Source organism: Shewanella nanhaiensis, assembly GCF_019457885.1.
GTDB lineage: Bacteria > Pseudomonadota > Gammaproteobacteria > Enterobacterales > Shewanellaceae > Shewanella > Shewanella nanhaiensis.
Window position 1 is genome coordinate 124,552 of sequence record NZ_JAHZST010000012.1, and the last position, 14,666, is coordinate 139,217.

Below are 14,666 nucleotides of genomic sequence, written 5' to 3' on the forward strand. Positions count from 1 at the left end.
CTTAGTTAAAGTATGCCGAGTAAGGTGGCAGGAACAATGATCTCAGTTATTGTTCGTGCTATTTCACGTATATTGGTAACACCTGAGTCATAGCAAGCTATTCCGTCACCAGGAAGTAGTACGGGGTTTATGTGTGATTTCCAAGATTGTGACATCAGGAGTTCAACAGAGCGTTCAACGACATCAACTTCTTGAGTTATAGGATTTTTTGTTACAAGTATAACGTGCCTACTTGCATTGGTACTTTGAGCCCCCCCAACACAGTTACCACCAATGACACCAGTTAATAACCGTGTTCCGTAGGGGAATCGAGTTGCTTCTGTATCAACGGCAGATTGAGCATTACTGCTTGCAGGTTGAGTCAGGTTAGAGATGAAAACACGAATACCTGGCGCGGTGATCTGTGATGGTCTAGCGAGTGAGTCGTCAAAGTGATTATTTTGCGGTACATGAATATGGTCTTCGGCCATTAATGTTAGGCGAGGCACAGGGTCTCCATTAATTACCCCAGTGAGATCTACTTCAATAATATGCCGACCTCGGGTGATCACTACCCGACTAATGTCGGCATTTGGGCTGATACCGCCAGATGCCTTTAAGGCCATATAGATGCTTCTGCCTGCGGCTTGATCACCTGAATGCCCGCCATCATCATCTTTGATCTCTGTATCTGATTTACGGTTGATACTGTGTAGCCCAGGTTCAAATACTGCACCAGATACACTGACCTGAATGGGCGCCCATCTTAGGGGGGTAATACTTAATCTGATCGCACCCTCAAGCATCAAATTTTCATCGATTAACAGCTGTTTAATGTTCTTTTTAAGTGAGGGGATAGATACCCCGTGGGCTGTTAAGGCCGGCAGGTAGGGAAGGTAGATAAAACCGTCTGCATTAACTTCGACTTTTGCACTAAACTCGTCACCATTTAATATTTTGATACTCACTCTATCGCCCACAGATAGGAGTGGTGTGTTAAACAGTCTAGTAAATGAGGCATAGTCTGAAGCTGATGTAATGGTGTTAGCCGTGGGGGCATTTTTACTTGTTGCCTCTGTGGCATACCCTCTCATGTAGGGGATTTTATTACCGTAGTAGTGACAAGTTTGAGACTTTTTCTCGCTGCTCATTTGGTTGGGAGTTTGTTTCTTTTTGTCACTTTGGCAAACATTATCCCTATGGGATATGGTGGGGGTGATGCAAGCGGATAGGTTTATCACCCCGACAACAAGGAGTGCTTTCAGAAATAGAAGGCGAGTAGTTTTCATGACTGAGACTCCGTTGTTAGTTATGCCTTTGGTAACTTGATAGTGTTGTTGCAAACTCGTTTTACTGCTCACAAATATGTTCAATCGCGGCAGTTCTATCTTCATAGATAGCAAATACATGGTGTAAGCGAGTTAGCTCAATCAAAGCCCTTACCCCAGAGCTTGGAGAGAGCAATATAATCTCTCCTGCCTTTTTCTGAGTTAACTTGAGAGCGGAAACTAAAACGGATAACCCACTTGAGTCGATGAATTCAACTTGATGAAGATCTAACACGAGTTTATTTGAACCGGTTTCTATCTGATGCGTGATGGCGGCTCTAAGTGTCGGAGTTTGGGTTATCACCATCTCTTTAGGCAGGGTAACTAGGCATGCATTATTGAGTGCTAATGGAGAGAATTTCATATTAAGCTCCTTAGAGAATCACATTGAGTATTAAGGCGTTAGGGTATTTATTGTCTGGTTACTTTTGTTATTGCACAACTTAGGCCATTTCTTATCCTGTTGAATATAAAGATAAAAAGTTATTTCCATAACGCCTTTTTACTGATATCTATCAGAATGCAAATTGCTGCGATGCAGAATGCAACATGAGAATTGGCGATAAATTTAGAGTGAAGAGTTGATTTTGTTGAATTAATTTGTGTTCAGTCTAGTGACTGGGGATGAAAGGGGAATGATGATTCAAGTGAGGAGTTAAACGCGGAGACGGCAGGACTCTAGCGTTTTTAAACTCCGGTAAAATGCATCATTCATATTAACTTCTTAACAGACTCAGCCTTAGGTGTGTACCTGCGACTGAGCTCTGATATCTGACTTGATCCATCCAATTTTGCATGATCCAAAGTCCTCGCCCAGACAAGGATAGTGGTGAAGGGCAGGAGATTTGCTCGTCTAATGGTGTGTAGGGTGAGTTGTCTAAAAGGTCTACGGTAATGCGATCATTATTGCAGTGCAAAATAACAATAATTTCCTCGATTTGACTATTAGTATGCTCAAGGACATTAGAGAGTGCTTCCATTACACAAGTGATCACCTTAAACTTTTGCTGTGATTGAACACTGTTTTGCTCCAGAAACTGCTCCAGCTCTTTACACAGTAAGTTACTGTTCCAAACGCAATGTGATAAATTTAATTTGAGACTATTCATATATCCTCCGAGAGATACAGTCTGAAGCTGAAGTTATTGGTGCTTTTGAAAGGGGTTGCTGTATAGGCAATACCTCATTGATATCTGCCTCATTCTTAAAAGTCTGATCTTCGGTTGCTACATGAGAAAAGTAGAGCTCTTTAACGGGGGCACTATCCAGTGTACGGCTCTGTTTGAAGAGACTTGGCGCAGATAGCAGCATCATCGAAATATCATCTTGTGGTTTTTTTTGCTGCCAGAGGTCTATTGAGTGACTGAGATGGTGCAATAGGGATTCGGGAGAGAGTGAATGAGCTTGATCACACCTTTTAACTAATCGAGTGATGCCAAACTCACCGAACTTTGGGTGCTGTGATTCATATAATCCATCCGAGTAAAGCATTAAATGTTGGTGGCTTTTTAAGGTGAATTTGCTATATCGGTAGCTGAATTGTTTATCGATTCCCAAGGGAAGTCCTGAATCTAACTCCATTAACCTCGCACCCGTATCGTCTAATAATATGGGCTGGGGATGCCCAGCAACGGTTAGCTTAACCTCTCCAGTTAAGCTATTTACAATACCAAGTATTAACGTTGCAAATCGTCCATTATTTTCAGGATCTTCAAAGTCTTGGTTAAGTTTATTGATAATTAACGCTGGGTTTAAACTTTCCCAATCACAGCTACTGCAACTAAGTTGCTGAGCTAAGGTAAAACTTTGCATTGAGGCGGCAATGCCATGGCCAGTCACATCAAGTAGGTAAAACCCAATATGGGTCTTGTCTATCTCTATGCATTGGAAAATATCACCAGCGAGCTCCTGTGCGGGGTTAAACCGAGTGGCTAAGTGCCACTGATTGATCAAGTGACTTGATGATGGCAGGTGAGAGCTTTGCAGTTTCACTGCACTTTTCATGTCACTCTGTATCTGCTCAAGATACTCATGCTCGTTTGCCAGAGCGGTATTAAGCTCACTATTTTTATGAGTTAACTTACGTTGAAGTTTAACAATTCGTGCTGCGGCTAAGATGCGGACCTTTAGTACGCTAGGTACAAATGGTTTAGAGATAAAATCATCTGCACCAGATTCTATGCCTTGGATCATATGCTCCGCTAAGTTATTGGAAGTTAACAATATGATATAGGGGGGAAAGGGCAACGATTTTAAATGCTCACAAAGTTCAGGACCAGTGATCCCTGGCATTCTCCAGTCGCTGATCACTATATCTACCTCTTGCCTTTCATACTCAAGTATTGCTTGTTCAGCAGAGCTACAACTGCTTACGTGAAGTCCCATGCTTTGCAATAGTTTAGCGATAAAGCAACGCTCACTCTGAGTATCTTCAACGATCAAAATATTAAGATTTTCGGTTTGAAATTTAAATAAGCTATCTAGCATAGTCTTGCTCCATCGAGCTTGCCGATACTAGGTTAAAGCAATACTTATGCCATGGAATAGCCGCAGTCTTGGTAACTATTTGAATGTTAATGAAGGGGGGATCTATTTTTACTGAATTATTATTGTGAAGCTGGATTTAGCCTTGTTGCAAATTGCACTTAGGTGTTTGATGTTGAAAATTCCAGTATCTATTACTAAGCTTGAAGAAGCTTGTCAATTTTCATATTAAGTATCATAGGTTTGACGTTAATTTAAAATATCATTTCGACTTATTTAATACTGGCAATGGGCTTGGGTCGGCGTAAACACTCTTAATGGCATACGCTTTGCTCAGCTACTGAAAGATGGCGCTAGTAAGGAGGTGTGAAGTGAGTATATCAATCCTGTTTAAACGGCTTATATTATTAACGTTTATCTGTAGTGTTAACTTAACTGTTAACGCTCAACCTATTGAGAGTAAAAATGATAGTTTGCATTCAGATGAGCCTGTGATCTTAACTTTTGGTGTCGTGCCTCAACAAGCGGCTAGTACGTTAGCAAGGCTATGGTCTCCGGTTCTTGAGGTCATGTCGCAAAATGCTAATTTTCAATTGCGTTTTGCTACTGCAAGAGATATCCCCACTTTCGAAAAGCGATTGGCTCAAGGTGAGTATGACATCGCGTATATGAACCCCTATCACTATACGGTTTTTCATGACTCTGTTGGTTATCAAGCTTTGGTTAAGCAGAAAGGAAAACAGATTAAAGGGATCATAGTGGTAAGAAAAGATTCACCGATTCAAACACTAGACGAATTGAAAAATCACCAGCTTGCTTATCCCGCACCAGCTGCTTTTGCTGCCAGTGTGTTACCCAGAGCAAATTTAAAACTAAAAAATATAGAGGCGAAAGTGAAGTACGTTGGCTCCCATGACTCTGTGTATTTAGCGGTAGCCCAAGGTATTGTGGCTGCTGGGGGAGGGGTTAAGCGTACCTTTAAGACCATGGATAAACAGGTAACTGAGCAGTTACGAGTTCTTTGGGTCACCCCTGGTTATACCCCGCATGCTATTGCCGTTCATCCTCGAGTTCCGAAGAGTTTAATTGAGGAGGTGCAGCTTAAAATGCTTGAGTTAACCTCAAGTGTTGAAGGGAGAGAAGCACTAGAGCGCTTAGGCTTTAGTCGTTTTGAGCAGGCAAGCAACAGTGACTGGGATGATGTCAGAGCGTTGGGCTTAGGCAGTTTTTCTAAGCCATTAGAGCAACAAGCCAAAGAGAGGGAAGGAAAGTCAAATAACATGGAGGATAGATAATGTCCTTTAGGTTAAAGACGGTACTTGGAATCGCCTTTATTGAAGGAGCACTGCTCCTGCTATTGGTGTACACCAGTGTTGATTACCTAAAGAGCTCTAATGAAGCTGAGATAGTTAAACGAGCCGATGCCATAGTGACGCTTTTTGCTGCTGCGACTAAAGATGCTGTGATAAGTACCGATCTGTCCACATTGCAAGTGCTTGCCAATGAACTATTGGAGAGTAATCAAGTTTTATACGTCAATATCTATGATAGAAACTCGCTTTTAGTGCAGGTTGGGGAGATCTCATCTGGCAAAGTTGGCTTAGAGGCGAAAAAGGGTGATAACCCCTCTGGGATGATGCCAGAACTGAGCAACGGAGTGTTAGCTGTTCAGGCAGAAATTTTAGAGTCAGGCTATCACTTCGGTTATGTTGAACTGGGCATTAGTGTACATGAGTTCGATCAGTTTCTAATCGGCGCTACAACACGTTTTTTCTCCATTGCAGGATTGGAGATGGTATTGGTTGCTCTGTTTTCTTGGCTTTTAGGCCACTATCTGACAAGTAACTTAAGCGAGTTGAAAACGGCTTCGAATCGAATTTTGCAGGGTGAAACTGGAATACAAATTCCAGTGACGAGCAGGGATGAGATTGGACAAACGACGCGAGCTTTTAACCGAATGATTGAGAAGGTGGAGGCAAAAGCAAAGGAGTTAGAGGGGGCGAATACCCGTTTAAATACCATCCTTTCTGCTGCCGTCGATGGCTTTATCATTATCGATGTTGATGGCGTTATTACTCAAGTCAACCCTGCAATATGCCGACTCTTTGGCTATATGGAGGATGAGATTGTCGGTAAAAATGTGTCTATTTTTATGCCGAGTTATGAGCGACATACACATGATGCGTTTTTGAAACGTTTTATTGAAGGGAGGCGGGAGGCTATTGAGCGAAATGGAAGAGAGTTAATGGCGCTACATAAAGATGGCACACTTTTCCCTATTGAGCTCTCTGTTTCTAAGATGACCATAGAAAAGGAGATCATGTTACTAGGTTTAGTCAAAGATCTCAGCGATATCAAACGAAAAGAGATCGATGCTCAACGAACAGAATCTATTTTATTAGCCACCCTCGAAGCGAGCCAAGATGCGCTAATAACAATTGATATTACTGGTAAAATTCAGGAGTTTAATGAGGCTGCCTGCCAACTTTTTGGACATGAGAAAGAGAGAGTAACTGGTGAACTACTTGCTGAAGTTATCTTTACTGATATTGAGAAAGCTTGTTTTAAGCAAGGTTTAGAGGAGTTTAGACGTACAGGGGATGGGCCGGCAATTAAAAAGAGTATTGAGTTAATGTCGGTGAAAATTGATGGAAGTATGCTGCCGATTGAGCTGAAGATGATACCTGTTCAACTGGGTGATGATATATTTCTTACCGCTTTTATCCATGATATCTCTAGTCGCATGGAATATGAGTTGCAATTAAAGAATGCGAAGGAGGAGGCCGAGTCAGGGAGTAAGGCAAAATCTCGTTTTCTTGCCACCATGAGCCATGAGATCCGCTCTCCATTAAATGCAGTATTAGGCAGTGTAGAGCTACTTTTAGATTCTAAGTTGAATAAGGAGCAGAGGCTCTATGCGCAAACGGCCAGAGAAGCTGGCACGGCACTACTCAGTACTATCAATGATATCTTGGATTTCTCTAAAATCGAAGCGGGTCAGATGGCTTTGGAAAGTGAGAGTTTCTCTCCTGCTAAGTTGGTGTCTCAAGTGATGCAGATTTTAGCGCCTAAAGCGACTGATAAAGGGGTACACCTTGCCACTTTTATCAATCGAAATGTACCAGAGATCGTTAAAGGTGATGCTCAAAGGTTAAGGCAAGTACTGCATAATTTGGTGGATAATGCGATAAAGTTTTCTGATTCAGGGTGTGTCTCTGTTGAGATGTGGATCCCTGATAGCCACCGTCAGGAGGTGCAGCTCTTTTGTACGGTGACTGATGAGGGGATTGGGGTAAGCCTTTCAGCACAAGAGAAGTTATTTCAAGAGTTTAGTCAAGTTCATGACCAACATAATACGAGTTATAAAGGAACGGGATTAGGCTTAGCTATTTGCTCTGAATTGATCACTATGATGGGGGGAAAGATTGAGCTAAGCAGTCGGTTAGGTCACGGTAGCTGCTTTCGGTTTGATGTTCGTTTACAGCAAGACTCCAGTGAGTTAAATCATTTCTATCATCTTCCCCAACACTCAAGAGTACTGTTGATCCATCCAGATAAAACCGTGGTTGAGCTAGCTCGTAAGCAGTACTGCCAATATGGTGTGCATTGTGACAGCTTGGAAAATATCTCAACTTTAGTTGGAAGTGAAAAGGTGAAGGGACGCTTTAATTTAATCTTGATTGATGAAACCAGTTTGCCTGAGGTCGATCAAAATCTGGTCTATTTACTAAAGCGAGACTTTCTATTTGAAGAGGGGATACTCGCTTTGCTGGTGTCGAGTTTGGGTCCAAATATATCTGAGGAGCTGTCAGTACTTGGTCTGGAGCAGGTGATATATAAACCGCTAAATAGAGATATTTTACTCGGTTTATTAAGTAAGAGTTACCTAAACAAAAAAGAGAGCAGTACAGATATCCTATTACCCGATATGACGCCTAAAAATAAGTTGTTGCTGTTAGCTGAAGATAGTCTGTCAAATCAGCTTGTTGCGGGCGCCATGCTGACTAAGGCCGGATATGACGTTGAGTTTGCAAATAATGGTGTTGAGGCGGTTAGCATGGCTGCGGAAAAAAGCTACGGTTTGATCTTGATGGATATGCGAATGCCGGAAATGGATGGTGTTGAGGCTGCGCAACTTATTTTATTGAGTCAACCTGATACCATTATTCTTGCCATGACCGCCAATGTTCAACAGGAGGACATGGATAGCTGCTTAAGGGTAGGTATGAAGGACTTTGTTCCTAAACCTGTGAATAAGAATGACTTAATTAGAAGTATTGAGCAGTGGTTGCCCACTATCGCTGATGAAGAGCGAGTGATTGATTCTACAGAAAATGAAGTGAGAATTAATGAGTCAAAAAGTTGTGAACATCTAGATGAGGACATAAGCTTTAATGATGAAGGAGTTGAGATTATCCCCCCTATGGCTGAGATAGAAAGTGAAACGGAAACATTGAAAGATAACTTGTTTGATGAAGGGGTTATCTCTGAACTGTTTGATGTACTTGGTCAAGAATCTGTTGAGGGGATGTATTCGGTTTATCTTTCTGAAACTGTTGAACGTCTAGAGGTGTTAAAAACCTTAATGAAAAATCGAAATTACCATGAGATAGATAATCAAGCTCATACGTTAAAAAGTAGCTCAGGTAGTTTTGGTGCTCAAGCTCTCTACAAGGTTGCAAAAAATCTAGAAAAAAGTGCCAGAGAGCAAGATGAGAACAATATAGAGTTCTGTTTTTTAGCCGTTCAGCAAGTGGGTGGCGAAACGGTAAAGGCATTTAAAGACAGGTTTATAGCTTAAAGAGCACTTTTATTGCAGTCCTTTCATTTTCGATGAAAAGCTTATCTTTAAATTTTGTGCAAATAACATGAAAGGTGGGGTAAGGGATATATATGGAAATAGAGCACTCATTTACCGTTTTACTCGTGGAAGACAGCATGTCTTTAGGCGCGCTTTATACTGAGTATCTGCGTGCTGAAGGAGCCAAGGTTACTCACGTTAATCATGGTGAGGATGCGTTAGCGGAGCTGGAGCGATGGCAACCCGATCTTTTAGTATTAGATATTAAGCTTCCCGATATGTCGGGGATGGATATTTTGCAGAAAGTTCAGTCTCATTATGCAGATATTACTGTCATTATGATCACTGCTCACGGCACGATTGATCTGGCTGTTGAGTCGATGAAGTCTGGTGCCTTTGACTTTTTAGTCAAACCTTTCGATGCTAAACGTCTCTCAATTACCGTCCGTAACGCCCTTAAACAGCGCCAGCTGGTCAATTTAGTCGCCAAGTATGAACAGAGCTTGCCAAAAGCAAACTACAAAGGGTTTATTGGTGAATCACTGTCGATGCAAACCGTATATAAAACCATAGACTGTGTGGCAAACAGTAAAGCTTCAGTGTTTATTGTTGGAGAAAGCGGTACAGGCAAGGAGGTGTGTGCCCATGCCATCCATCATGCGGGAAATAGACGAGACAATGCATTTGTGGCGCTTAATTGTGCTTCAATTCCTAAGGATCTTATCGAGAGTGAGATCTTTGGTCACACCAAAGGCGCATTTACCGGGGCAGTGGCTAATCGTGATGGTGCGGCGAGCCGTGCAGATGGCGGAACACTTTTTCTCGATGAAATTTGTGAAATGGACCTAGAGCTTCAGAGTAAGTTATTACGATTTATTCAGACTGGTATTTTTCAAAAAGTGGGAGGAACCAAGGAGGAGAAGGTTGATGTGCGTTTTGTCAGCGCAACGAACCGGATCCCTTGGGAAGAGGTGAAGCATGGACGTTTTCGAGAAGATCTTTTTTATCGCCTACATGTGATCCCCATTGAGCTACCACCTCTTCGAGTGAGAGGAAAAGATATTACCTTGTTAGCTAATAAATTATTGAAAGAATATAATAATGAGGAGGGGAAACAGTTTAAAAGCTTAAGTAGTGATACCAAGAAAATACTGCAGTCTTATGATTGGCCTGGTAATGTCAGACAGTTACAAAATATCATAAGACAGGTGGTTGTTTTAAATTCATCTGATATTGTCGAGGCTTCTATGTTGCCAGCGCAACTGACCTCGACATTGAGTCGCACTAGCCTAGTTCAGCCTTTAATTGGAGTGCAGTCAACGGCTGAGGATAATAGAGGGTTAACGGATGTCGTGTCTTGCTTATCTTCTGAGGATGGCAAAGAAGATGCCAGTTTATATCAAACAGAGGCCTCGCTAAGCTGTTCGAGTGAAGATGATAAGATCATACCTCTGTGGTTATCTGAAAAACACACAATAGAAGCTGCGATTAAACAATGTGATGGTAATGTGCCCAAGGCTGCGGCATTATTAGATATCAGCGCTTCAACTATCTATCGAAAACGTCAAAGCTGGGAAGAGCAACAAAAAGTAACCTCTTAGGTTAGCCCATAATCGCTTGTCGCTTTGGCGTGAACCAATAAGAGAGTCCAAATGCAGTATCTCGTCGATGTTCATGCCCATACCATAGCGTCAACTCACGCCTATAGCACCATCCATGATTATATCTCTGTGGCAAAAGAGAAAGGCCTTAAGCTCTTTGCGATAACCGATCACGGTCCGGATATGGCGGATGCCCCTCATTTTTGGCATTTTGTTAATATGAGAGTCTTACCCAGATTGGTAGATGGTATTGGGATTTTAAGAGGCATAGAAGCCAACATAAAAAATCGAGATGGAGAGATAGATTTTTTCGGTGATTATCTTAAAGAGTTGGATATCGTTCTTGCTGGATTCCACGAGCCCGTATTTCCTCCCTCTGATAGTCAAACACATACTCAGGCGATGATTGCGACGATTGAGAGTGGCAATGTGGATATTATTACTCACCCGGGGAATCCAGCTTATCCTATCGATATTGATAAGGTCGCAGAAGCCGCAGCAAAACATAATGTGGCTCTGGAGATCAATAACTCCTCTTTTTTAGCATCGCGTAAAGGCAGTGAAGGTAACTGTATTGCGATTGCGCGGGCGGTCCGAGATGCTGGAGGCTTGCTGGTGATGGGCTCTGATTCCCATATCTCTTTCTCTTTAGGAGGATTTGAGCAGGCCATTTCAGTTATCCGTCAGGCGGAGTTTCCTGAGGAGAGGCTCCTCAATCGAAGCCCACAGGCTTTACTCTCATTTTTAACCGAAAGAGGTCACCTTAGCGTTGATGATTTCTCTGAACTGAAATAGATATCGATAGATTGTTAATTAAAAAAGAGGCCTGACATAGTCAGGCCTCTTTTTTATGAGTTAGCTTGCAAGAGTTAAAAGCGTCTTTCCCATCCCGCGTAGATAGTGGTGTCCCAGTCATTGCCGCCATTGTGAACATATTGGCTATAACCAAGTGTACCACCCACTTTTAAGGTTCCTTCATAAAAAGGGCGATGATAACTGGTGTCGAACTGGTATACCCGCTCATACTCTCCTGGAGAAACAGGGTTGCCACCTTGAGGGTTTGATGTATCTTTACCGTCGGTATTTAGTCTTAACCAGCGTAACTTGTTGGTGACATGTTGGCCGCCACCGAGCTGAGTGATCCCACCTATGACTAAGGTTTCTGAATCATTGTCGTAGGTGCTACCTAGACTTTTACCATAGTAGCGGTAGCCACTTTTATAAAAGCCATGTTCATACATGCAGTTATAGACCTTATCGCTGGCGCCACATGAAGCTTTAGTGTCAGCATATTCGATAAATATACGGGTATTAATATTGGCAAGTACAAAATCAATGCCGCCCATATTAGAAGCATTGATCAGTTTATTCTTACCATTATGATAATCTTCATGAATGCGCTCATAATAAATACCGTATGGGATCCCAAATGCGGTATCTGACCAGCGAAAATCATAGCCTGCCAGCATATTTTCCTGGCCATTTTCTATTTCACTTTCACTCATGCCACCGTTGAACAGGCCGTCCCACCAGTCACTTAGACTATTACCGTAACCTTCGCCGCCCCACTGCATCGTCCATGAGAAGCCCACTTCTAACTTTGAAATTGGTCTTAGGGTGCCGCGAGCGCCCCAATGCTTTGTCTCTGGCACATATCGGTCACTTTCCATCTGACTAAAGCTGGTGGTGAAAGTCCAAGGCCCCACCCAATTCAACCAAGGCGTTTCAAAGGCTTGTGAGTTATTTCGGCTGAATGTGATCCCCGGCATAGGGCGCGCATTGGTGGTCTGAATAAGGCCTGTATCCCAACCCGGTCCCCAGTATTTTTGTTGTGCGCCTGCACTGACTATCCAGTTGCCGAGCATGACAGCGGCAAAACTGTTATCAAGGCGTGTACTGTTGCCATCTATGGGATCGTAGTGGTAGCTTGCCGAAAGGCGGCCGCTAAACCAGTCTTGGGTCACTTCTGCACTGATAGAAGTCTCTGCTTTATCACGATAGTCCTGACCAAAACCAATAAAACGTGTGGGATCTGATGCCCCAGCCAGTTCAATCTTAGTATTAAAACTTTGATGGTCTTCGTTGTAAGCTGCCATGACACGTTCAAATGCAGAGAGTTGACTCGCATTTAGCTGAGATTGCTCAGCCTTGTCCATATCGTGTTTTAACCCGTCCCACATCAGCGGGTAAGTGGTAATAGGTTGGAGAATAACGCCTGTATCTGAAAGCAGTTGAATATCGGCGCGCAGTGACAAGTCATTAGGTTCGACCCACCATGCTGCTTGCACTGAACTGCACCCTAGCAGTAAAAGTCCTGATAATAATTTGATTTTCATTGTGATCCCTTTTGGTAATGCGGGCATTCTAGAGGAATCATTTTTATTGGAAAAGCGTTGAACAAGCCCTTAGTAAAAATATTGCTAATCGTCAACTTAACGTAATTAAATTGTTGGTATCTCGTTGTGCTTGTGTTTTGATTTTGTGACTGTAAATGTTGTCTTATTGTTTTGCTGCGGGTTTGAATACGAATGCAGCATTATTGAAAAGCTTTGCATGGATAGTGCCTAGGTTTAAACTCTTTTGAGTTTATGCTTTTTAGATTTTTAATCGAAAATATTTAGTATTGCAAATGAATATAAGCGAATTTAGGTTTGTTCTCGCTACATAAATAGAAAACTCTTATATTGTTAGCCTTAAAACAGAATATAGCTGCGGAGTAGAGAAGATGGTGCGAATGGGCGTCGACCTTGGTGGAACTAAAATTGAAATTGTTGCGTTAAATGATGGAGGAAAAGAGCTTTTTCGTAAACGTATACCGACTCCAAGAGAGTACCCTGCAACACTGGATGCCATAGTAGCACTGGTCAATGAGGTTGAGTCTACATTGGGAGAAACGGGAAGTGTTGGCGTGGGGATCCCGGGTGTTGTCTCTCCCTACTCTGGGTTGGTAAAAAACGCCAACTCGACTTGGATAAATGGTCACCCCTTAGATGTAGATTTAGGTGAGCGCTTGAAGCGTGAAGTGAGAGTTGCCAATGATGCTAACTGCTTTGCTGTTTCTGAAGCTGTCGATGGCGCAGCTGCAGGAAAGGGGGTTGTATTTGGCGTGATTATTGGTACTGGCTGTGGTGCTGGCTTTGCGATCAATGGCAAGGTACATGCAGGTGGTAATGGCATTGGTGGAGAATGGGGCCACAATCCGCTTCCTTGGATGACAAGTGATGAATTTAATACCACCTCCTGTTTTTGTGGAAACAGAGATTGTATTGAGACATTTATCTCCGGTACTGGTTTTGTCAGAGATTTTAAAGCGGCTGGTGGGCAGGCAAATAGCGGAATAGAGATCGCGAGTTTAGTGGAAAACGGAGATGAGTTGGCTAAAGCGGCCTTTGAGCGTTATATCGATAGGCTGGCTCGTTCATTAGCCCACGTGATCAACGTGCTTGACCCTGATGTGATTGTGTTAGGTGGAGGTGTATCTAACATCGCAGCTATCTACCCTCTGTTACCAGAAGTATTACCTAAATATGTACTCGGTGGCGAATGCCGAACACCAGTTGTACAAAATATGTATGGCGGATCTTCAGGAGTGAGAGGTGCTGCTTGGCTATGGTAAAGCTTTGAGCTGAACGGGGAACTTGTTAGAATAAGCGCCGCTCTCTTATATGGATGTTGGATACGATGTTTTGGTTAAAGAAGATAATTTCTCAACTGTTTATGCCTGTGCCCCTGACAGTGTTGATTCTACTTGTTGCGATGGTACTACTTCGAAATAGGAAGTTAGTTCGTAGCTTACTTTCCCTTGCTATTGTATTGCTGGTTTTTCTTAGCAGTACGCCAGGTAGTAACCTGCTCAGCTCACCACTTGAAAACCAGTATAGTGTTAATAGTAACGCTATCCCTAAAGGGTGTTTAGTGATGGTGTTGGGCAGTGGCCATGATGAATCTGTCTCTGGTACAGCTGTTCAAAAACTCTCTTCAACCGCACTGGCGAGGCTATCAGAAGGTATTCGTCAATATCATCTGGGTAGTGACTGTAAACTGGTTGTCAGTGGCTGGAATGAGAGGGAGGGGGCAATTTCACATGCTGAAGTGATGGCAGAAGCGGCGATAGAGTTAGGGATAGATAACGAGCGCATCATAAGGTTTCCGCTAGCAAGAGATACCATAGAGGAAGCTGAATTCCTTAAATGGGAGATAGGTAATTACCCATTTAGATTGGTCACATCGGCGAGTCACATGCCTCGCTCCATGGCTATTTTTAAAAATATTGGTTTAACTCCTCAAGCGGCTCCCACGGATTTTATGACACGCCAAGGACGTTGGTGGCGACTCGATGCGAGAAACCTATGGTCATCTCAAAGAGCTATTCATGAGTACCTTGGTCGTCTGTGGTTTAAAATAAAATATGAAAATGATGGCACGACAAATAGTGCCTCAACACCGGCAAGAGAGAGTTATTAGCGTGATAAT

11 protein-coding genes are annotated in these 14,666 nt (G+C 42.7%); 6 read left to right on the top strand and 5 right to left on the bottom strand.

The window, feature by feature from the left end:
• Window positions 1–5: 5 nt before the first annotated feature.
• The 4 genes from K0625_RS16390 to K0625_RS16405 all read right to left on the bottom strand — a co-directional run bounded on the left by K0625_RS16390 (window position 6) and on the right by K0625_RS16405 (window position 3,794).
• Window positions 6–1,268 (bottom strand): polysaccharide biosynthesis/export family protein, encoded by a 1,263-nt coding sequence (locus tag K0625_RS16390; protein ID WP_220110677.1) that lies wholly within the window; start codon window positions 1,266–1,268, stop codon window positions 6–8.
• 61 nt (window positions 1,269–1,329) lie between these two features.
• Window positions 1,330–1,671, bottom strand: coding sequence for an STAS domain-containing protein (locus K0625_RS16395; RefSeq protein WP_220110678.1), 342 nt, complete (start codon window positions 1,669–1,671; stop codon window positions 1,330–1,332).
• Between the two features lie 352 nt (window positions 1,672–2,023).
• Window positions 2,024–2,416 carry an ATP-binding protein gene (locus K0625_RS16400; RefSeq protein WP_220110679.1) on the bottom strand — a complete coding sequence of 131 codons (393 nt, stop codon included), beginning with the start codon at window positions 2,414–2,416 and terminating at the stop codon, window positions 2,024–2,026.
• Window positions 2,409–3,794, bottom strand: coding sequence for a SpoIIE family protein phosphatase (locus tag K0625_RS16405; RefSeq protein ID WP_220110680.1), 1,386 nt, complete (start codon window positions 3,792–3,794; stop codon window positions 2,409–2,411). Before K0625_RS16405 ends, K0625_RS16400 begins: the two co-directional genes overlap by 8 nt.
• Window positions 3,795–4,162: 368 nt before the next feature.
• On the opposite strand from K0625_RS16405, the gene K0625_RS16410 reads away from it, so the two are divergent.
• The 4 genes from K0625_RS16410 (at window position 4,163) to K0625_RS16425 (ending at window position 10,988) form a co-directional block, all read left to right on the top strand.
• The gene (locus K0625_RS16410; RefSeq protein ID WP_220110681.1) at window positions 4,163–5,086 is read left to right on the top strand and encodes a phosphate/phosphite/phosphonate ABC transporter substrate-binding protein; all 924 of its coding nucleotides are present in this window, start codon (window positions 4,163–4,165) and stop codon (window positions 5,084–5,086) included.
• Window positions 5,086–8,592, top strand: a complete 3,507-nt coding sequence (locus K0625_RS16415) for a PAS domain S-box protein (protein WP_220110682.1) — start codon at window positions 5,086–5,088, stop codon at window positions 8,590–8,592. Before K0625_RS16410 ends, K0625_RS16415 begins: the two co-directional genes overlap by 1 nt.
• 92 nt (window positions 8,593–8,684) lie before the next feature.
• The gene (locus tag K0625_RS16420; protein ID WP_220110683.1) at window positions 8,685–10,193 is read left to right on the top strand and encodes a sigma-54-dependent transcriptional regulator; all 1,509 of its coding nucleotides are present in this window, start codon (window positions 8,685–8,687) and stop codon (window positions 10,191–10,193) included.
• Window positions 10,194–10,244: 51 nt separating this feature from the next.
• A complete protein-coding gene (locus tag K0625_RS16425) occupies window positions 10,245–10,988 on the top strand; it encodes a phosphatase (RefSeq protein WP_220110684.1) in 744 nt (247 codons plus the stop codon).
• A gap of 74 nt (window positions 10,989–11,062) precedes the next feature.
• Here K0625_RS16425 and K0625_RS16430 read toward each other — a convergent pair whose 3' ends face one another.
• Window positions 11,063–12,529 carry a capsule assembly Wzi family protein gene (locus tag K0625_RS16430; RefSeq protein WP_220110685.1) on the bottom strand — a complete coding sequence of 489 codons (1,467 nt, stop codon included), beginning with the start codon at window positions 12,527–12,529 and terminating at the stop codon, window positions 11,063–11,065.
• Between the two features lie 389 nt (window positions 12,530–12,918).
• On the opposite strand from K0625_RS16430, the gene mak reads away from it, so the two are divergent.
• Window positions 12,919–13,809, top strand: a complete 891-nt coding sequence (mak, locus tag K0625_RS16435) for a fructokinase (protein WP_220110686.1) — start codon at window positions 12,919–12,921, stop codon at window positions 13,807–13,809.
• A gap of 65 nt (window positions 13,810–13,874) precedes the next feature.
• Complete coding sequence (locus K0625_RS16440) at window positions 13,875–14,657, top strand: YdcF family protein (RefSeq protein WP_220110687.1); 783 nt, start codon at window positions 13,875–13,877, stop codon at window positions 14,655–14,657.
• Window positions 14,658–14,666: the final 9 nt, after the last annotated feature.